Source organism: Candidatus Alistipes pullistercoris (genome assembly GCF_027665465.1).
Lineage (GTDB): Bacteria > Bacteroidota > Bacteroidia > Bacteroidales > Rikenellaceae > Alistipes_A > Alistipes_A hominis.
Genome location: NZ_JAQDED010000005.1, coordinates 201,034 through 219,897 on the forward strand (window position 1 = coordinate 201,034; position 18,864 = coordinate 219,897).

Sequence of the window (18,864 nt, forward strand, 5' to 3'; positions counted from 1 at the left end):
TTTCTTCCTCTTTTATTTTATTTCGGAGCAGCCGGACGAATATTACGGAAAAACGGTTTTACAGGATCGACGCCCTGCGAACGACGTTTTTTACGAATATGATAAGTAGTTTTCCCCCTGAGTGACGGATGAGGATCTGAATAAGGTGCTCATCTGTCCTTGTTTCGGTTTGTAGGGGATCGGTAATTTGCGTAACTTTGTAAGTTCAACCGGAAAATATGGGTATTCCGATGAGATTGATTCGATCGTTTTTTCTTTTTTTGTCCGTCATACTGCTGGGAGCGGGGTGCGGATCGGGCCGGAAATCCGGCGAAGGCGCCGGCGAAGCGTTCCGGATAGAATATGCCCGGCATTATCGGGTCGAGCATTTCCGGGATTATACGCTCGTCGACGTGCTCAGTCCGTGGGACAGCCTCCGGTTGCTGCGTCGTTATGTGCTCGTCGACCGCGAGAGGCCGCTGCCGGTTGGACTTCCGGAAGGAAATATCGTACGGACGCCGTTGCAGCGGGTCGTGGTTTATTCGGCCGTGCACTGCGGTATGCTGGACGAACTGGGGGTGGGCGACCGGATCGTAGGGGTTTGCGAGCCCCGTTATATCGACCTGGATTTTATTCGCGACGGGGTGGCCCGGGGTGCTATTGCCGACCTGGGCGAGGCTTCGTCGCCGGATGTCGAAAAGGTGATCGACCTGGCGCCCGACATCATCATCGCTTCGCCGTTCAAGAACGTCGGTTACGGACGGATCGAAAAAACGGCGATTCCGATCATGGAATGCGTCGATTATATGGAGGTTACGCCGCTCGGAAGGGCCGAATGGATGCGTTTCATGGCGTTGTTTTTCGACAGAGGACAGCGGGCCGATTCGCTATTCCGGCAGACGGCGGCGGCATACGATTCGCTGTGCAGGATGACGGATACGGTGGGCGTGCGTCCGACCGTACTGTCCGAGAAAAAATACGGATCGGCATGGTATGTTCCCGGGGGCCGCAGTTACATTGCCAACTTGTACCGCGATGCCGGGGCCGATTACATCTGGGCCGACGACCCGAGTACCGGTTCGGTGCCGTTGGCGTTCGAGACGGTGTTCGAAAAGGGACAGGGAGCCGATTTCTGGCTTATTAAATACAATGCGCCGCAGGAACTGACCTATGCGGAACTGCAGACGGAGTACGAACCTTACCGGCATTTCGACGCTTTTAAAAACCGGAATATTTTCGTCTGCAATACCGGGAAAACGCCTTATTACGAAGAAATGCCGATGCATCCCGACCGGGTGCTGGGCGACCTGATCGAGATTTTTCATCCGGGGACGATACCCGGATACCGGTTGCGGTATTTTAACAGGATGCGGCAGTGAGTATTTCGGTGCGGTATATCGTTGCGGCGGCTTGCTGTGTCGCGGTGCTGTTTGCGGCCAGCCTGTTCCTGGGGTCGGTGCCGATTCCGTTGCGGGCGGTGCTCGGCATCCTGACGGGCGGGGAGGCCGGACAGGCTTCGTGGTCGTTTATCGTGCTCGAATCGAGGTTGCCGCAGGCCGTGACCGCGCTGTTGGCCGGTGCGGCGCTGGCTACTTCCGGACTGATGTTGCAAACCGTGTTCAACAATCCGTTGGCCGGCCCGTCGATTCTCGGGATCGATACGGGGGCGAGTCTCGGCGTGGCGTTGGTGATGCTGATGCTGGGAGGGACGGTCGGCGGTACGGGCGGTTTCATGCTCAGCGGTTATATGGCCGTCGTATCGGGCGCATTCGTCGGAGCGACGGCGGTGTTGTGCATCATCATCTTTTTTTCGACGCTCGTGCGCAGCAACGTGATGTTGCTGATTATCGGGATTATGGTCGGTTACCTGGCCTCGTCGATGATCTCGCTGTTGAATTTTTTCGCGACGTCGGACGGCGTGTATTCGTACATGCTGTGGGGGATGGGCGATTTTTCGGGCGTTTCGTTGCGGCAGATGCCGCTGTTCGCGCTGCTGATCGGGGCGGGACTGTTCGTCGCGCTACTGCTGATGAAGCCACTGAACGCATTACTGCTCGGCGAACGCTATGCCGAGAATCTCGGGGTGCGCGTACAGCGCGTGCGGATCTTGCTGTTGATCTGTACGGGGGTGTTGACGGCCGTTTCGACGGCGTTTTGCGGGCCGATTGCCTTTATCGGGTTGTCCGTACCGCATTTGGCGCGGTTGATGACCGGTTCGGCCGATCACCGGCTGTTGCTGCCGGCGGTGATGCTGACCGGTTCCTGCGTCGCGCTGCTGTGCAACCTGATCAGCCTGCTGCCCGGCGCATCGGGCGTGATTCCGCTGAACGCGATCACTCCGCTGGTCGGCGCTCCGGTGGTTATTTATGTGATCGTGAACCAGAAACGGATACAATATTTCAACTGATGGAGCGTCGTTGCGTGATAACCGGAGAGCGCCTCTCGATCGGCTACCGCCTCGGCGGGCGCGGCGTCCGGCGTGTGCACGAGGGTCTGTCGTTTTCGCTGCGTGCCGGCGAGTTGACCTGCCTGCTCGGCCCGAACGGCGCCGGTAAATCGACGTTGCTGAAGACGCTCGGCGGCGGGCGGACGCTGTTGGACGGCGAGCTCCGCTTGTGCGGCGAGCCGTTCGGGAAGTATTCCGAGACCCGTCGTTCGCGGTTGGTCGGCGTGGTATTGACCGATAAGGTGTATGCCGGGGGACTGAGGGTGCATCAGTTGGTCGCTCTCGGTCGGTATCCCTATACGGGTTTTTTCGGAAATCTCGGCGCGGAGGACCGGCGGGTCGTCGATTGGGCGATGGAAGCGGTCGGAATAGCAGGCAAAGCCGGAAGCTACGTAGCCGAACTGTCGGACGGGGAACGTCAGAAAGCGATGATCGCCAAGGCGCTGGCGCAGCAGTGCCCGGTCATCCTGCTCGACGAGCCGACCGCTTTTCTGGATATTATCAGCCGGATCGAGGTGATGAACCTGCTGTACCGCCTGGCGCGCGAGGAGCATAAGGCCGTGCTGCTGTCGACGCACGACGTCGATCAGGCGCTGCTGTTGGCCGACAGCCTGTGGCTGATGTCGCAGCAGAACGGATTGTTGTGTGGAACGACCGAAGACCTGGTGCTGAACGGTTCGCTGAACCGTTTTTTCAGCCGGGGCGACGTGGAATTCGATCCGGACAACGGCCGTTTTCGGCATTGCGGCGGGGTGGGGCGGACCGTGTCCGTCGAAGCTGCCGACGACCGGTTGCTACTGTGGGCCCGGAATGCGCTGATGCGAAACGGCTATGCGGCGCAGTCCGGCGCGGACGGTAATGACGGAATGCGGCTCAGGGTACATGCGGCGGACAATATCGAATTTTTCCGTCCGGACGGTGTTGCGGTACGCTGTGCATCGTTCGCCGAATGGATAGAATTATTAAACGAAACCGATTGTGGGTAGTATTACTTTGATAACGGGGGGCGCCCGTTCGGGGAAGAGTTCGTATGCGCAGCGGTTGGCGCTGGAGCGTTCGGATCGTCCGGTCTACCTGGCGACTTCGCGCGTATGGGACCAGGAGCACCGACTCCGGATCGAACGCCATCGTGCCGACCGGGGGCCGCAGTGGGAGACGGTCGAGGAACCGAAAAACTTGAGCCGCCGTGATTTTCGCGGCCGGACGGTGGTGGTGGACTGCGTGACGCTGTGGTGCACGAATTTTTTTTACGATTTCGATTCGGATGTCGACCGGGCGCTGGACGCGGTCAAAAGCGAGTTCGACCGGTTGGCCGCGCAGGATGCCGACTTTATTTTCGTGACCAACGAGATCGGGCTCGGCGGCGTATCGACCGATCCGTTGCAGCGCCGTTTTACCGACTTGCAGGGGTGGGTCAACCAATACATTGCACAACGTGCCGGAAGCGTCGTACTGATGGTGTCCGGCATACCGATAAAAGTTAAATAGATGATGAAAAACTTTGCGATAAAGACGCCCGATGCGGAGATTCGTACGGCGTTGCAACAGAAGATTGACGGGCTGACCAAGCCGCTCGGATCGCTCGGCCGTCTCGAAGAACTGGCTTTGCAGATCGGGTGGATACAGCAGACGCTTACCCCGTCGCTCGACAGGCCGTACAACATCGTTTTTGCCGGCGATCACGGGGTTGCCGAAGAGAAAGTCAGCCTGTCGCCGAAAGAAGTGACTCGGCAGATGGTCGATAACTTCTTGAAAGGCGGGGCGGGGATCAGTTTCCTGTGTCGGCAGCACGGTTTCCGGCTGAGAGTGGTCGATGCCGGCGTCGACGCCGAGCTGCCTGCCGCCGACGGACTGATCGACCTGAAGATTCGCCGCGGGACGCGTAATTTCGTCGATACGGCGGCCATGACGCGCGAGGAGATGGAACTGGCCGTCGAACGCGGCGCTTCGGTCGCTGCGATGTGCCGCGACGACGGTTGCAACGTCATCAGTTTCGGCGAAATGGGGATCGGCAATACGTCGGCTTCGTCGATGTGGATGACCTGCCTGACCGGTACTCCGCTCGAACAGTGCGTCGGGGCCGGCAGCGGACTCGGTTCGGCCGGGGTGCGCCGTAAATGCCATGTATTGCGGCAGGCGCTCGACGGATATGCGGGCGATCGTTCGGTGGAGGACGTGATGCGCTGGTTCGGCGGCTACGAGATGGTGATGGCAGTCGGGGCGATGTTGCAGGCCGCCGAGCTGGGAATGGTGATCCTCGTCGACGGATTCATTATGACCAACTGTATGCTCGCCGCATCGAAGCTTTATCCCGAAGTGTTGAACTATGCGGTGTTCGCGCACCGGGGAGACGAGTCGGGACACGCCCTGTTGCTGGATGCGATGGGAGCGAAACCGCTGCTCGACCTCGGCCTGCGTCTGGGCGAGGGAACCGGCGCCGTGTGCGCTTATCCGATCGTCGAATCGGCCGTGCGGATGCTCGCCGAAATGGCTTCGTTCGGCGACGCCGGCGTTACCAAATATTTTTAGAAGAGGGGAGTGCGCGCTGCGATGTCTGCGGGTGATTGCAGCGGAACGTTCCGGACGAAATTCCGCCCTCGATTTTAATACGGATTTTGAAATGAAACAGCTTGCCGCCGCATTGATCTTTTTCACACGCCTGCCCCTGTGGCGGGTCGTGCGGGTTCCGGACGCCTGTTACCGGCGGGTGGTGGCTTATTGGTCCGCGACCGGGTGGCTGACCGCTGCCGTGACGGCGGGGGTGTTGTATGGTGCGGCGTTCCTACTGCCGGTGCCGGCGGCCGTGCTGGCGGCGGTTATCGCGCGGGTGCTGCTGACCGGGGCGTTGCACGAAGACGGGCTTTCCGATTTTCTGGACGGTTTCGGCGGAGGTAGAACCCGGGAGCAGACGCTGGCCATTATGAAAGACTCCCGTACAGGCAGTTACGGAATCATCGGGTTGATTCTCTATTTCGGGCTGCTCGTCGCGCTGCTCGCTTCGCTGCCGGTTCCGGTGGCGTGTGCGGCAGTGCTTTGCGGCGATCCGTTCTGCAAGTTCGTCGCGTCGATGACGATCAATTTCCTGCCTTACGCGCGTCCGGCGGCTCAGAGCAAATCCGGCGTGGTGTATGCACCGATGCGCGTCGGCGAAATAGTTTGCGGCGCGGCGTTCGGTGTGCTGCCGATGCTGTCGCTGTTTTATCCGCCTTACTGGCTTGCCGGGCTTGCGCCGTTCGCGTGCATTGCGTGGCTTATTCGACAGATGCGACGCCGTATCGGCGGGTACACAGGGGATTGCTGCGGTGCGGCATTCCTGTTGTGCGAGGGCTCGTTTTATGTGGCTTTGGTCGTTTTATACCGATATTATGGAAGCGGTACTGGTGCGGCATACCTCGGTTGACGTTCCGCCGGGCGTTTGCTACGGACGGACGGATGTGCCGCTGAAGGCGACGTTTCCGCAGGAGGCGACCGCCGTTGCGGCGGCTTTGCCGACGCCGCCGTTCGATGCCGTTTACACCAGTCCGCTCAGCCGTTGCGAGCGGCTGGCGGCTTTCTGCGGTTGGCCGGACGCCGTGCGGGAATCCTGCCTGTTGGAAATGGATTTCGGGGCGTGGGAGATGCGGCCGTGGATGGCGATTTCCGATCCCCGGCTGAAAGTATGGTTCGCCGACTGGATGCATGCGCCGACGGCCGGCGGCGAGTCGTTCGATGGGATGTGCGGCCGCGTCGGTTCTTTTATCGGCCGGTTGAAAGCGGCCGGCCTGAGTCGCGTGTTGTTTTTTACGCACGGCGGGGTGATCGCCTGCGCGCGCACGGTCGCCGGCTCGTGTTCTGTCGAACAGGCGTTTGCGGAGCCTGCCCCATACGGGGGCGTCGTCACGCTGCAATTCTGACCTTTTTCCTACGGTTTTCCGCTCTTTTCCCGGCCGACATGGCACGGGTATTGATGTATTCCGGGAAACGTTCGTAGAACATAAAAAACGGAATTATGTATTTTCTGTGGTATTTATTGATCGGGCTCATCGTGGGTTACATCGCCAGTCTGATCGTCAAGGGCAGCGGTTCGGGCCTGTTGCTCAATATCGTGATCGGTATTGTCGGCGGGGTGCTCGGCGGATGGCTGCTGAGCCTGTTCGGGCTGGTCGCCGTCGGGACGCTGGGCAGCCTGATCGCGTCGCTCGTCGGGGCGATCGTGTTGCTGTGGATCGCTTCGCTGCTGAGCCATAAAAAGCAAAGACAGCAATAACCGAAAAAAGTAAAGAATGTTTCACTTATAAATTATCGTATTATGGAAAGCACTAAGAAAGGGGGATGCGGATGCGGATCGTCATCACGCCCCAAAGATTCGGACGACATGAAGAAAAAACCGATGGACGGGAAGAGCTCGTCGAAGACGGATAAGAAATAAATTTTTCGATCCGGGGGTAAGTTTTTACTTCGCGCGATGTTCCGACGGGAACGGCTTTCCGTTCCCGGTAACCTGCAAACGGCAGATTCTGCCTCGTAACAAAAGGCGGAGACTTCAGGGAATCATCCCGATTCCGGAAGTCCCCGCCTTTTCAATTTGGAATAGGGAAAAATTTTTCGTATCTTTATAAATACTGACCCGAATATTGACTTTCTTATGCCGACTACTGTGCTTCCTTCCGTTACACGATGCCATTACCTTGATAATTTGAAAGTGCTTCTCACGGTACTGGTCGTATTTCATCATGCCGGTCAGGCGTACGGCGACGGAGGAGCGTGGCCTTACTCCCCTTCCTTATCGCATGAATATGTCGGTTGGCTCGGAAATTTCTTTCCGGTGAACGCGGCTTTCTTCATGGGGTTGTTTTTTTTGATTTCGGCTTATTTTATACCCGGAAGCCTGGATAGAAGCGGTACGAAGCAATTTGTTCGCAAAAGGGCGATCCGCTTGGGCGTTCCCATGCTGGTCGTGCTGATATTGTCGTTATCGGTTACCGGAAAAGCGGAATTCGCTCATACGTGGTTTCTGGAACATCTGTTGTTTTATTCGCTGGCCTATGTTTGCATTTACGAAGCGTGCAGAAAATACGAATGGGGACTGAAACGGGACAGGCGGTTGAATTTACTGCGTGTTTTGCTTTTGGCAGCCGGGTTATCCGCCGTTACTTATTATGTCCGGTTGGAAAATCCGATCGACCACTGGAAAATGCTGGGAGGTTTTTTGAGTAGCGAACCCGCCCATCTTCCCCAATACGTTCTGATGTTTGCGTTGGGAATTGTCGCTTACCGGAACGATTGGTTCGGATCATTGTCTCCGTCGGTGGGGAAGGTACTGCTCGCGGTGGCGGGATTGATGGTTTTATTGGTTTATTTGCGTCCGGTTTACCCTTTTCTGGGAAACAATATCTGGAAGAATTGGTGGTGGTATGAAGCGCTCCTCTGTCTGTCGCTGAGTTTCGGTCTGATCTATCTGTACAGAGTAAGATTCAATCGGACGTCCCCTTTCCGCCGATGGCTGGCCGATCAGGCGTACGGCGTTTATTTTTTCCACCTGTTCGTCATCATCGGATTGCAATATGCATTCGACGGGTTCGATATGGGAAGCGGAACGGTCAAGTTTCTTTTTATCGGAATATGCGCGACGGTCGTGTCGTTCGCGCTGGTTTATCTGGTGCGGAGTATTCCGGGGATGAAACGGGTATTGTGATGGGGCATGTCATATTCGTTTCACCGGACGACGGATTCTTTTCCCAGTTTCAACATACAGTGCTGTAAAAACCGACAGGGACGGCTGTTGTGTCGTCCCTGCCGTTATGCTTACGGTCTGCGGGGCCTTGGCCTGCACCGTATTTTCCTTTATTTGAACGTAGTCTGTCCTTCCGCAAAAGCGCGCATGTCTCTGACCGTCGGATTGTGGCAGGTGCAGCCGCCGTCTGCCACGACCGTCTGCCCGGTCACGTAACGGGCGTCGTCGGAAGCGAGGAAGGCGATCACTCCGGCGATGTCTTCCGACTGCCCGGCGTAATCCACCGCATTGTGCGCGATGAACAGTTCCTTGTACTCGTCGGTCAGCGACCGTTCGGCCGCTGGGGTCAACACCAGTCCCGGCGCGACGCAGTTGCATCGCACGCCGGCTTTGCCGTACTGCGTGGCTACGTACCGCGTGAAGTTGACCGAACCGGCTTTGCAGATGCCGTAATAGCAGCCCGTCAGGTTGCCGGTCAACCCTCCGATCGACGCGACGTTGACGATCGCGCCGCCGCCGTTGGCCGTCATCCAGGCGACTGCCTGCTGCGTAATGACCATCATGCTGCGAACCATCACATGGAACACTTCGTCGAAATAATCCAGGTCGGCGTGCAGCAGGTCGGCGTCCCGTTTGGGATCGGCATACCCGGCGTTGTTGACGACCACGTCGATCCGGCCGAAATTTTTCAGCGTATGCGCCGCCAGGTCGCGCGAACTTTCCAGTTCCGCCGCATTGAAATAGACGGCGACGGCGTTTCCTCCGGCGTCGTTCAGGGTTTGGCAGGCCTTTTTAGCTCCTTCCAGGTCGTAGTCGGCCACGACGACCGAGGCCCCTTCGGCGCATAGCCGCTCGGCCGTGGCAAAACCGATTCCTTTGGCCGCTCCGGTTACGAGCGCCGCTTTGTTTTCGAATCTTTTCATCAAATTATGGTTTAATAAATTTTCATGCAGCCGGACGATCCGGACGGTTCGGGCGGAAAATGGACGATGGCGATCCCCGCCGCAGACCTTCTCCCGATGTCTGCAAAATTCGTTCCCGTCGGGATTTTCTTCTGCAAGATAGATAATAGTTCGGAAGCGGCAAACGGTTGTGTCGGAAGAAATTCCGTGCAGATCGAGATCGGAAATCCAGTAAAATACGTACCTTTATAGTTCTAACCTAATCTGCTTATGAAACGAATACGACTTTTGCGCTTTGCGCAGCTTTTTCTAACGGCGGTTGTGTTGGGAACGGGATCTCTCGCACGAACGCAATCCTTGGCTCCCGAATATTTCGAACGGCAGCCGATGGACCGGATGGCGGCCTGGAACTATGCGCTGGTACGCACTTACGAACGGGCTCCGGTATCGCGCCTGTTGACTTACGTGCGCGAGAATTACGGGATTCAATATACGGCCCTCGCGCGCATCGTGCCGCAGGTCGAGGTGGACGGCCGCATTTATACCGCGGCCGAGGCGACCGATATCCGCGTGGAGGATTTTCCGGGCGGCGTCGAGGCGCGTTTCCGGCTCGGCGGCGTCGAGGTCGAGAGCCGGTTTACGCCGTTGATGGTCGGTACGGGCGAATCCACCCAGGTCGGGGCCGCCGTGTACAGTATCCGCACCGAACCGAAAGCGACGGTGCGCCTGATGATCGGCGAATCGTTCTGGCAACGGTCGGCTTTCGAGGATATGAACAAAGTGCCGTTCGAGTCGCTCGACCCGCGCGACAACCGGATCGACAAGCAGGGTAAAACCTACTTGATCGCCACCGGCGAACATAGCGCGATTACCGGAGTGCGGACTTCCGCCGTCGTCGATGTCCGGCGCGGCGAGGGCGGGGGAGAGTACCTCGACTGCGCTTTCGCCGGCGGGTCGGGCGAAGTGTTGCTCGCCTTTGCCGAAGACCGGGCCCGGGTGGCGAAGATCTCCGGACTCGATATATCCCAGGCGTTGGCCGATGTCGACTGTCATTACGGGGAATTGCTTGCGAACCGGATCGAGACTCCCGATTCGCTGCTCGACCGGGCCTTCGGCAGCGCGCTGACCACGCTCGAATATACCTGGGTCGATCCGTACGGCTGGGTCGAGTGCATCCATCACTGGACTTCGCTGTGGCACATGCAGCAGACTGCGGCGGCCGAGTGGCTCGGTCAGACCGACCGTTCGCGCGCCACGACGCTCAAACAGGCCGAGATGATCAATTCCGACGGGTCGATCCCGCATTTCGCGCCGTTCGGTTTTACGCGTCGCGATTTCGGCGGGACGAACCAGTTCTGGGCATGGCAGGTGCGCCGTTACTGGAATTTTACCGGCGACCTCGATTTTGCCGCCGCGACGGCGCCCGTGCTCGACCGGGTAATCGGCCAGACGTTCGCCGAATACGACAGGAATGACAATTTGCTGCTCGGCTGGGGCCTGCAGATCGGCAATCAGGAAGATTACGTGGCTACCGCCGGCGACGGAACGACCCCGTCGGTCGAAGGGATCAACATGATGCGTACTCGCAGCGAACTGGCCGCCGGACTCGGGGATACTACCGCGTCGCTGCTGTGGCGCGCCCGCGCCGACGAGACCGTCTCGCGGCTGCGCGCGAAATTGTGGCGTTCCGATCTCGGGCGGTTCGTCTATTTCGACGATCTGCAGGGCAATCCCCGGCTCGACGGACAGTACCATACGCTGACCTATCCGGCTATTTTCGGGATAACCGACCTGTTGGATTCCTATACGTCGCTCCGACACCTGTCCGACCGGCTGACCGACAGCTCCGGAGCGATTTATTGTTCCAATAATTTTCCGTATCATGCGGTCGGGACCTGGGGAATGCAGGCCGGAGCCGCTCAGCAGCCGTGGGGCGCGTGGGGATACGCGGCCGCCGGGTTGCGCAACCGGGTGTCCGATCCGTTGCATGCGCTGGCCGGCTGGGTAATGGACGACAACCACCGGGGATCGTGGCCCGAAGTTTCGACCGAAGCGGTTCCGGCTTATTTCTCGGCTCCGGCAGGGTTGTATGTGGCGGCTGTGGTCGAGGCGCTTTTCGGCCTGGAAATGCACGCTCCGGAGGGGTGTATCCGGGTGTCGCCCAATTTTCCGGACGATTGGCCTTCCGCTTCGATGCAGCTGAAAAACCATCGGGTCGATTTCCGGCGATCCGGAAACCGGCTCGAATACGACCTGCATACGACCGCGAAACTCGCCCGGAAAATCCGATGGTCGTTACCTGTTTGCACGAACGTGCGGCTGACCGATCACGGCGAACCGATTCCGGTTCGCCTGCGGTCCGGTATCGACGGAGTGTTCGCCGAAGCCGAACTGCCAGCCGAGAATCATTCGCGGATTGTCGTGACGTTCGATCCCGTGCCGTTGAACCTTTCGGTTCCCGGATCGGTGGCCGAAGGCGAATCGTTACAGGTCGCGCTGCAGGGCGCCGAATTGCTCGGAATCGAGGACCGCGGCGGCTTATTGGCGTCGGTATGCACCGACGGAAATGTTCTGCGGGGGACTCTGAAAAAGGGATTGCTCGACGAGTACCGGTCGTTCGGGGCGTTGGGCGAACTGAATTTCAGCCGGCGTACGCTGTTCGTGCGCGCCCAGACCGGCGAGGACGTCGGGTTTTACATTCCGGTCGACCTGACCGTATTGCCCCGGTTCGAGGCCGTACCGCTCGGCGGATTGAAGTTTACGGACTCTTTGTCGGCGGACGTATTGCTGCGAAACAATACCGACCGGGCCGTGACGGGCCGGGCCGTGCTGCGTGTCGGAGAAGCCGCTTTCCCGTTCTGCGTCGATCTGGCGCCGCGCAGCGAGTGCCGGCGGAATATCGCTTTCGGAGCGGGCGACGCAACGCTCTTTGCGCCGGGCGTCAATTGTGCCGAATTGACCTTGCCCGGCGGAGAGTCGCTCCCGCTGAGGCTGGCGTTCGGCGACCTGCCGGAAGCCGGGCCGCTCGATTCGTTCCTGAAAGAGAATCTGCGTCCGATCGCGATCGACGGATTGCTCGATACGCCCGACAAATCGTGGCAGAAAGTCCGGAAATACCAGGCCTTTTATCATCCGCCCTGGCACTCCTGCCCGCCGCCGATGGAGGCGCTCGATACGACTCGCGAGTTCCGTGTGCCGCAGATTCCGGGGTTATCGTTCCGGGTTCCGTCGCACCGCTTCGCGGCTTTGTCGCGCAGCAACGGAACTCCGTTTATCCGGATTCCGGGCGACGGTTTGCATTGTAAAAAACTTTATTTCCTGTTCGTGCCGTTGCTCGATAATGCCGATATGTTCACCCGCGTTGCGCGTATCACCGTGCGCGATGCGGAAGGGGGCGAGGTGACGCGGACGCTGAGTTTTCCGGGCGATCTGGATTGGTCGTGCCCGCCGTCGGCCGTGGGAAAGTTCGCGACGACGCAGCAGAACCGTTCGTTGACGGCTCCTCCGTTGTCGCTGCTTTCTCCGGTTCAGGCCGATCGGCCCGAGGGCCGGGCTCCGGCTTTTCCGCAGCCGGTATGGTGGAGCGGCAGCGCGGCAGCGGTCACCCGTTCGGGTGTCTTCGCGGTGGTCGAGCTCGATTTGGAACGTATCCGCGAATTGGCGTGGATCGACTTGGAAGCGCTGGACGATATTTCCGCGCTGGGACTGGTGGCCGTTACCGGTTATTCGGCCGACCGTTTCGGCGCGCTGGCCGGTACGCCGTGGTTTCCGCCCGCCCGCCGGTTGCCCCCGGTGCCGTTGTTCGATCTGACGGCTCCCGATTCGCTGTCCCGGTGGCAGATCGAGGGAGATGCGTTCTCGGTCGCTCCGGTGCCTGCCTTGTTCAACGAAGCGACCCTGAATTCGCTGGCCAAAAACGGAGAAACCGCCGTGGGCCGGGCATTGTCGCCGGCGTTCCGGTTGCCGGAGTGGTGTGCGAAGCTCGACTTCGACACCCAGGGAGGAACGGCGATGAAAGATCCCGACGGGAACGAAACGCTCTGTATTCGGCTGCTGGACGCCGATACCGGCCGCGAGCTGGCTGTCATGCTGTCGGCCGGGGTACACAGTCTTACGCACCGATACATGGACGTTTCGGCCTTTTCCGGCCGCAATCTGCGACTCGAACTGGTCGATCGGAACACCCGGACTTCTTATGCATGGATCGGCCTGCGGAGGGTTTGTATGATGCCGTAGCGACAGTCGGCCGAAAGCGCGGTTGATGCCGCACGGTCGTCGGTTATTCGATTCTTTTCGCGTGATGATCGTACCCCGGCCGTCACGCGAAAATTTTGTGCGATCGTAGAGCATACCGGCGATCGGGACGTGCGGGATATTCCGGTTTCGTCTTTAAACGGGGCCAGGGGGCTTTTAAAAGGCCGTAGCCCTTTGTTGAAATAAAGCAGGCTGACAATCATTAGATTGTCAGCCTGCTTGTGGTCCCAGCAGGACTCGAACCTGCATTTAAAGTTTAGGAAACTTCCGTTCTATCCCTTGAACTATGAGACCGTCCATTTATCCTCTCCGTAAAAGGGAATAAAAGTTATCCGGTTATTTCGAAAAATCGCCGCCGTTATAGGCCCATTTGACGTAAATGGAGCCCCAAGTGTAACCGCCGCCGAAAGCCGAAAGGATCAAATTGTCGCCTTTGCGCAGCCGCGATTCGTAGTCCCACAGGCAGAGCGGAATGGTGCCTGCGGTCGTGTTGCCGAACTTGTTGATGTTGATCATGCACTTCTCTTTGGCGAGTCCCATGCGGTGGGCCGTCGCTTCGATGATGCGCAGGTTGGCCTGATGCGGAACCAGGTAGGCGATGTCGTCCGGAGTCAGCTTATTGCGTTCCATGATTTCGACCGACGTATCCGCCATGTTCGATACGGCGGCTTTGAATACGGCCTGTCCTTCCTGATAGACGTAGTGCCAGTTGTTTTCGACGGTTTCGTGCGTGGCCGGATAGGCCGAGCCGCCCGCCTTCATGTAGAGGTGTTGGCCGCCGCCGCCGTCCGAGTGCAGGATAGCGTCCTGTACGCCGTAGCCTTCGGTCGAAGGCTCCAGCAGCACGGCTGCCGCGCCGTCCCCGAAGATCGGGCAGGTGTTGCGGTCTTTGTAGTTGATGATCGACGACATTTTGTCGGCGCCGATCACGATCACTTTTTTATGCGTACCGGCTTCGATGTATTTGGAAGCCGTGTTCAGTGCAAACAGGAAGCCGCTGCAGGCTGCGGACAAGTCGAACCCGAACGCCTGTTTCATCCCGGTCTTGTAACAGATCAGATTGGCCGTCGACGGAAAGAACATGTCGGGGGTGACCGTTGCGCAGATCACCATTTCGATATCCATCGGGTCGGTATTGGTCTTTTCGAGCAGGTCGAGGACGGCTTTTTCGCCCATAAACGAGGTGCCCAGCCCTTCTCCTTTCAGGATGTGGCGGGTCTTGATGCCGATACGCGACATGATCCATTCGTCGGATGTATCGACCATCTGGCTCAACTCGATATTGTCCAGAATGTAATCGGGCAAATATGCGCCGACGCCAGTTATTGCTGCGGTTTTCTTTTTTGCCATTAACTAAATCTTTCTCGTAGTTTGGAATCCAGCTGAGCCTTGATGGTTTTTTCGGTCTGGAGCACCATGTTCTTGATCGCTTCGGCACTCGAACAGCCGTGACCGATCAGCACCGGAGCGTTGATGCCCAGTACAGGGGTTCCGCCTACCGTTTCGTAATTGAGTTTGTTGAAATAGCTGTTTTTCAGACCGTCGTGCAGGGCCATCGAATAGACGCCTTCCACCTGTTTGATGATCGTATTGCCGACGAACCCGTCGCATACCACCACGTCGGCCACTTCACCGGAAAACAGGTGTTTGGCTTCGATGTTGCCGACGAAATTGAAATCGTGGCAGTTTTCCATCATCTCGTAGGCGGCTTTGGTCTGCTGGTTGCCCTTCTCCTTCTCTTCTCCGATGTTCAGCAGGGCGATGCGCGGGTTTTCCTTGTGCATGACCCCCTGCGCATACAGGTTGCCGATCGTACCGTATTGGCACAACACTTCGGGCTTGCAATCCACGTTCAGTCCGACATCGAGGAGCATCACTTCGCCGCCGTCGATGGTCGGGATGACCGACGAGATGGCCGGGCGGATGATTCCTTCGATCTGCTTGACGGTGCACATACAGCCGACCATCATCGCCCCGGTGCTGCCGGCGCTCGCGAAACCGTCGATTTTCTGTTCCATCAGGTAACGGAAGCCGACCGCGATGCTGGAATCGGGTTTCTGGCGGAATGCCTGCGACGGATTGTCTCCCATGCCGATAACCTCGGTTGTCGGTACGATTTCGAACGTGTCGGGCGGGCAGTTCTCGCGCGACAGAATCTCCTCGATCCGGACTTTGTCTCCGAACAGGACGATTTTGCTGTCCCTGCCGATGAGGCCGGACGCTTTGATGGCACCCGACACCACCGCCTGCGGAGCATAATCTCCGCCCATTGCGTCAATTCCTATTTTCGTCATACGGTTATGACTTTAGGACTCTATTCGGCTTTCTTTTCGATCGCTAAGCGGCCTCTGTAGAATCCGCATTCGGGACATACCCGGTGGTAAAGCACGGCTGCTCCGCAGTTCGAGCAGGTAGAAATCGTAGGTGCTTCGGCTTTGTAATGAGTTCTTCTTTTGTCCCGTCTCGTGCTCGAGATCTTACGTTTAGGATGTGCCATTTTTAAAGATATTTACTACTGTTAGTATTCTCGTTTATTTTTCGTTTGTAGACTTTTTCGTTTTTAGTTTGTCTTGTAGCGTTTCGGTCTGCTCGTTGCCGGTGAGCCGGTCGAATTCCTCTTCGCTTACGATGTTGAACCGCGCCAGCATGTCCGGATCGCAACCGCTTTTACCATCGCTGCCGACAGGGTGCACCCGCTGGTAAGGCAAGCTCAAACAGATGCTTTCGTAGATGTACTGCGACAAGTCGATCTCGGTTTCGGACGGGCCGATCCACATCACCTCGCCGTCGCTTTCCTGCTCCGTTTCGCTGTAGCGGACGGCAAGCGTTCCCGTATAGCCGACCGGCATCATGAACTCTTCGAGGCAGCGGTCGCAGGTCACGCAGACTTCCCCTTCGATCCTGAAATCGAGGGTCAGCAGGTTGCTTTGCTTGTTCAGCACGACCTGTACATCGGCTTTTCCCCGATGGATTTCAGATCCTTCGAAAGCTTCGAAAAAGCGATCGCCGATTTTGAAATCGAATCGGTGTGTCCCGACACTCAGCGCCTTATGGGCTATGGAACATTTTGTAAGCGTACTCATCCTATGCTAAAACAGACCGCAAAGGTATATAATTTAAACGTAATTGCCAAACCTTCCGTGAATAATAGAGTATCCTATCCGTGCTAACGGGAAACGTACCTTCCGTATTGTCCGGAGTGCCGGCCGGAAGGTACGGAATCCCGTTTCCGCCGATCGTCCGCGCTATGGACGTTGCGACTTTGCGATTAATGTCAGGTCGCACAACGCGATGGCCATCGCCGCTTCGACGACGACCGGTGCGCGCAGCGCGATGCAGGCGTCGTGACGGCCCTTGATCTTCAACTCTTCGGGTTTCCCGGTTTCCGTGTTCAGCGTGATTTGCGGCGACGAGATGCTGGAGGTCGGTTTGACGACGACCCGCGCCACGACCGGATTGCCGTTGGTGATCCCGCCGGTAATTCCTCCGGCGTTGTTCGTGGCCGTGGTTCCGTCCGGCGAAATGATCGGGTCGTTGTGCTCGCTGCCGCGCATCCGGGCCGCTTCGAATCCGGCGCCGAATTCCACGCCTTTGACGGCCGGGATCGAGAAGAACAGGTGGCTGATGACGCTCTCCGCCGAATCGAAAAACGGTTCGCCGAGCGAGTGCGGTACGCCGGTGGCCGTGCATTCGACGATACCGCCCACCGAATCCTGCGAACGCAGCGCGGCTTCGATGACTTTCGGGAAATCGTCCGGGTTGTTGCAGTTGTCGATCTCAAGGATGCGGCTTTCGATCCGGATCTTGCCGCCCAGTATTTTTTTTGCTACCACGCCGGCCGCGACCAGCCCGAGGGTCAGCCGGCCGGAGAAGTGTCCGCCGCCGCGGTAATCGGCGAATCCCCTGAACTTTTGTATCGCCACCCAGTCCGAATGCGACGGGCGCGGATGCGTGATCAGGTTTTTGTAGTCGCCCGACAGCGTGTTTTCGTTGTGGAACAGGATGGTCAACGGCGCGCCGGTCGTGCGGCCGTTGAAGACGCCCGTCAGCAGGTGCGGCGTATCGCTCTCCTTACGCGGCGTCGTGCCGCGTTTGCCGCTTTTGCGGCGGCCGAGGTCTTTTTCGAAAGAGGTCTCGTCGAGTTCGAGTCCCGCGGGTACTCCGTCGAGGGTCACGCCGACCGCTTCGCCGTGCGACTCTCCGAATATGGAAATTCTGAATAATCTGCCAAAACTGTTCATTTCGGTTTATTTTTAGGATCAGGCCCGTCGCAAAGTGAAAAAGCCTGTGCGTATCCGTAATTATTTACAATTTATCTTCCGCCTCGCGTCCGGCCAGATTTCTGAAATCGTCCCAGAATTCCGGATAGGATTTGTCGACCGCTTCGGCTCCGCGGATCGTGACGGCCCCGTCGCTGTTCAGCGCCGCTACCGCCGCCGCCATGGCGATCCGGTGGTCGTTGTGGCTGCTGACCGTAGCGCCGTGAATCGTTCCGCCGATGATCCGCATCTCGTTCTCCGTCTCGATGTCCACCGCAACTCCCATGCCGCCGAAAACGTCGGCGAGGGTTTGGGCGCGGTTGCTCTCCTTGTGGATGAGCCGGTGTGTGCCTCGGATGACCGAAGTGCCGTCGCAGTTGGCGGCGAGCGCGGCGAGCGCCGGGAAAAGGTCGGGGCAGTGCGTCGCGTCGAATTCGAACGCGTGCAGTTCGTTACGGCGGACGGTGACCGAATCGGCCGTCGTCGTGATTTCGGCCCCGGCCCGGGTCAGGGCGTCGATGATGGCCGTGTCGGCTTGTAGCGACAGCGGTTTCAGGTTTTCGACCGTGATCCGACCGGCCGTGGCTCCTGCGACTAGCAGGCACGAGGCGCCGCTCCAGTCGCCTTCGATGCGGTAGCGCGTCGGGACGTAGCGTTGGCCTCCTTCGATGAAGAACTGCCGGTAGTCGTTGTGTTTGATGTCGATGCCGAAATTTTTCAGCAGTCCGATCGTCATGTCGATGTACGGCCGGCTTTTGAGGTCGTTGACCGTCAGGGTCGTGTCCTGTGCGGCCAGCGGCAGCGCCATCAGCAGCCCGGTGATGAACTGCGAACTGAGCGAACCGTCGACCGTAATGTTGCCGCCGCGGATGGCTCCCCGGATGTGGATCGGCAGGTAGCCTCCTTGCGAACTGACCGTCGCGCCGAGTTGCCGCAGCGGTTCTTCCATCATCGAGATCGGGCGTTTGAGGATCGATCCTTTGCCGGTCAGCGTGATGGTTTCGGTGCAGAGCGCCGTGATCGGCGTGAATAGGCGGGTCGCCAGGCCCGATTCGCCGATGTTCAGTTGGCGTTTGCGCGGATGCAGGCCGCCGTGCAGCGTGTATGTGTCTTCGTGAGCCGATATTTTCGCGCCGAGGTCGGCGGCGACTTGCAGCGCGGCGCGGGTGTCGTTGCACTGCACCATGTTCGACAGGACGCTTTCGCCCTCGCACAGCAGCGCGGCGGCGATCGCCCGCTGCGCGTAGCTTTTCGATGCGGGGGCGGTAACGCTGCCCGATACGGTTCCTTCGGATAGGGTGATGTCCATGT

General features: G+C 58.5%; 17 protein-coding genes and 1 tRNA gene. 10 read left to right on the forward strand and 8 right to left on the reverse strand.

Going from position 1 to position 18,864, the window contains the following annotated elements:
• Positions 1–239: 239 nt before the first annotated feature.
• The 9 genes from PGR91_RS09080 (at position 240) to PGR91_RS09120 (ending at position 8,099) form a co-directional block, all read left to right on the forward strand.
• Positions 240–1,358, forward strand: a complete 1,119-nt coding sequence (locus PGR91_RS09080) for an ABC transporter substrate-binding protein (protein WP_118656240.1) — start codon at positions 240–242, stop codon at positions 1,356–1,358.
• A complete protein-coding gene (locus PGR91_RS09085) occupies positions 1,355–2,386 on the forward strand; it encodes an iron ABC transporter permease (protein WP_101572590.1) in 1,032 nt (343 codons plus the stop codon). Before PGR91_RS09080 ends, PGR91_RS09085 begins: the two co-directional genes overlap by 4 nt.
• Positions 2,386–3,411, forward strand: a complete 1,026-nt coding sequence (locus PGR91_RS09090; RefSeq protein WP_118655868.1) for an ABC transporter ATP-binding protein — start codon at positions 2,386–2,388, stop codon at positions 3,409–3,411. The genes PGR91_RS09085 and PGR91_RS09090 overlap by 1 nt, the downstream gene beginning before the upstream one ends.
• Complete coding sequence (locus tag PGR91_RS09095; protein ID WP_101572594.1) at positions 3,404–3,913, forward strand: bifunctional adenosylcobinamide kinase/adenosylcobinamide-phosphate guanylyltransferase; 510 nt, start codon at positions 3,404–3,406, stop codon at positions 3,911–3,913. Before PGR91_RS09090 ends, PGR91_RS09095 begins: the two co-directional genes overlap by 8 nt.
• Positions 3,914–3,916: 3 nt before the next feature.
• On the forward strand, positions 3,917–4,954 hold the full coding sequence (gene cobT, locus PGR91_RS09100) for a nicotinate-nucleotide--dimethylbenzimidazole phosphoribosyltransferase (protein WP_118457868.1): 1,038 nt from the start codon (positions 3,917–3,919) through the stop codon (positions 4,952–4,954).
• 91 nt (positions 4,955–5,045) lie between these two features.
• The gene (locus tag PGR91_RS09105; RefSeq protein ID WP_101572598.1) at positions 5,046–5,825 is read left to right on the forward strand and encodes an adenosylcobinamide-GDP ribazoletransferase; all 780 of its coding nucleotides are present in this window, start codon (positions 5,046–5,048) and stop codon (positions 5,823–5,825) included.
• The gene (gene cobC / locus PGR91_RS09110) at positions 5,791–6,318 is read left to right on the forward strand and encodes an alpha-ribazole phosphatase family protein (RefSeq protein ID WP_118655870.1); all 528 of its coding nucleotides are present in this window, start codon (positions 5,791–5,793) and stop codon (positions 6,316–6,318) included. The genes PGR91_RS09105 and cobC overlap by 35 nt, the downstream gene beginning before the upstream one ends.
• A 95-nt stretch (positions 6,319–6,413) precedes the next feature.
• Entirely contained in the window at positions 6,414–6,671 is a 258-nt protein-coding gene (locus tag PGR91_RS09115; protein WP_055204833.1) for a GlsB/YeaQ/YmgE family stress response membrane protein, read from the forward strand.
• A gap of 378 nt (positions 6,672–7,049) precedes the next feature.
• Positions 7,050–8,099 (forward strand): acyltransferase family protein, encoded by a 1,050-nt coding sequence (locus PGR91_RS09120; RefSeq protein ID WP_118655872.1) that lies wholly within the window; start codon positions 7,050–7,052, stop codon positions 8,097–8,099.
• Positions 8,100–8,248: 149 nt separating this feature from the next.
• Here PGR91_RS09120 and PGR91_RS09125 read toward each other — a convergent pair whose 3' ends face one another.
• Positions 8,249–9,061 (reverse strand): SDR family NAD(P)-dependent oxidoreductase, encoded by an 813-nt coding sequence (locus tag PGR91_RS09125; RefSeq protein ID WP_118655874.1) that lies wholly within the window; start codon positions 9,059–9,061, stop codon positions 8,249–8,251.
• Positions 9,062–9,310: 249 nt separating this feature from the next.
• Between PGR91_RS09125 and PGR91_RS09130 the strand changes: the two genes are divergently transcribed.
• Positions 9,311–13,276 carry a hypothetical protein gene (locus PGR91_RS09130; RefSeq protein ID WP_270399329.1) on the forward strand — a complete coding sequence of 1,322 codons (3,966 nt, stop codon included), beginning with the start codon at positions 9,311–9,313 and terminating at the stop codon, positions 13,274–13,276.
• 240 nt (positions 13,277–13,516) lie between these two features.
• Here PGR91_RS09130 and PGR91_RS09135 read toward each other — a convergent pair.
• From PGR91_RS09135 to aroA, 7 genes are all read right to left on the reverse strand, one after another.
• Positions 13,517–13,588 (reverse strand) — tRNA-Arg (locus tag PGR91_RS09135).
• Positions 13,589–13,630: 42 nt separating this feature from the next.
• Positions 13,631–14,644 carry a beta-ketoacyl-ACP synthase III gene (locus tag PGR91_RS09140; protein WP_055204844.1) on the reverse strand — a complete coding sequence of 338 codons (1,014 nt, stop codon included), beginning with the start codon at positions 14,642–14,644 and terminating at the stop codon, positions 13,631–13,633.
• Positions 14,644–15,588, reverse strand: a complete 945-nt coding sequence (plsX, locus tag PGR91_RS09145; protein WP_081032592.1) for a phosphate acyltransferase PlsX — start codon at positions 15,586–15,588, stop codon at positions 14,644–14,646. The genes PGR91_RS09140 and plsX overlap by 1 nt, the downstream gene beginning before the upstream one ends.
• 20 nt (positions 15,589–15,608) lie before the next feature.
• The gene (rpmF, locus tag PGR91_RS09150) at positions 15,609–15,791 is read right to left on the reverse strand and encodes a 50S ribosomal protein L32 (RefSeq protein WP_081032593.1); all 183 of its coding nucleotides are present in this window, start codon (positions 15,789–15,791) and stop codon (positions 15,609–15,611) included.
• A gap of 34 nt (positions 15,792–15,825) precedes the next feature.
• Positions 15,826–16,377, reverse strand: coding sequence for a YceD family protein (locus PGR91_RS09155; RefSeq protein ID WP_101572610.1), 552 nt, complete (start codon positions 16,375–16,377; stop codon positions 15,826–15,828).
• Positions 16,378–16,539: 162 nt separating this feature from the next.
• Positions 16,540–17,535 carry a chorismate synthase gene (locus PGR91_RS09160; RefSeq protein ID WP_118655879.1) on the reverse strand — a complete coding sequence of 332 codons (996 nt, stop codon included), beginning with the start codon at positions 17,533–17,535 and terminating at the stop codon, positions 16,540–16,542.
• Between the two features lie 64 nt (positions 17,536–17,599).
• On the reverse strand, positions 17,600–18,862 hold the full coding sequence (aroA, locus tag PGR91_RS09165) for a 3-phosphoshikimate 1-carboxyvinyltransferase (protein ID WP_118655881.1): 1,263 nt from the start codon (positions 18,860–18,862) through the stop codon (positions 17,600–17,602).
• Between the last annotated feature and the right edge of the window lie 2 nt (positions 18,863–18,864).

Excerpts from the sequence above, each read along its gene's own strand:
- PGR91_RS09090 (WP_118655868.1), top strand. The coding sequence starts at position 2,386 with ATGGAGCGTCGTTGCGTGATAACCGGAGAGCGCCTCTCGATCGGCTAC.
- cobT (WP_118457868.1), top strand. The coding sequence starts at position 3,917 with ATGAAAAACTTTGCGATAAAGACGCCCGATGCGGAGATTCGTACGGCG.
- PGR91_RS09105 (WP_101572598.1), top strand. The coding sequence starts at position 5,046 with ATGAAACAGCTTGCCGCCGCATTGATCTTTTTCACACGCCTGCCCCTG.
- cobC (WP_118655870.1), top strand. The coding sequence starts at position 5,791 with ATGGAAGCGGTACTGGTGCGGCATACCTCGGTTGACGTTCCGCCGGGC.
- PGR91_RS09115 (WP_055204833.1), top strand. The coding sequence starts at position 6,414 with ATGTATTTTCTGTGGTATTTATTGATCGGGCTCATCGTGGGTTACATC.
- PGR91_RS09120 (WP_118655872.1), top strand. The coding sequence starts at position 7,050 with ATGCCGACTACTGTGCTTCCTTCCGTTACACGATGCCATTACCTTGAT.
- PGR91_RS09125 (WP_118655874.1), bottom strand. The coding sequence starts at position 9,061 with ATGAAAAGATTCGAAAACAAAGCGGCGCTCGTAACCGGAGCGGCCAAA.
- PGR91_RS09130 (WP_270399329.1), top strand. The coding sequence starts at position 9,311 with ATGAAACGAATACGACTTTTGCGCTTTGCGCAGCTTTTTCTAACGGCG.
- PGR91_RS09140 (WP_055204844.1), bottom strand. The coding sequence starts at position 14,644 with ATGGCAAAAAAGAAAACCGCAGCAATAACTGGCGTCGGCGCATATTTG.
- plsX (WP_081032592.1), bottom strand. The coding sequence starts at position 15,588 with ATGACGAAAATAGGAATTGACGCAATGGGCGGAGATTATGCTCCGCAG.
- rpmF (WP_081032593.1), bottom strand. The coding sequence starts at position 15,791 with ATGGCACATCCTAAACGTAAGATCTCGAGCACGAGACGGGACAAAAGA.
- PGR91_RS09155 (WP_101572610.1), bottom strand. The coding sequence starts at position 16,377 with ATGAGTACGCTTACAAAATGTTCCATAGCCCATAAGGCGCTGAGTGTC.
- PGR91_RS09160 (WP_118655879.1), bottom strand. The coding sequence starts at position 17,535 with ATGAACAGTTTTGGCAGATTATTCAGAATTTCCATATTCGGAGAGTCG.
- aroA (WP_118655881.1), bottom strand. The coding sequence starts at position 18,862 with ATGGACATCACCCTATCCGAAGGAACCGTATCGGGCAGCGTTACCGCC.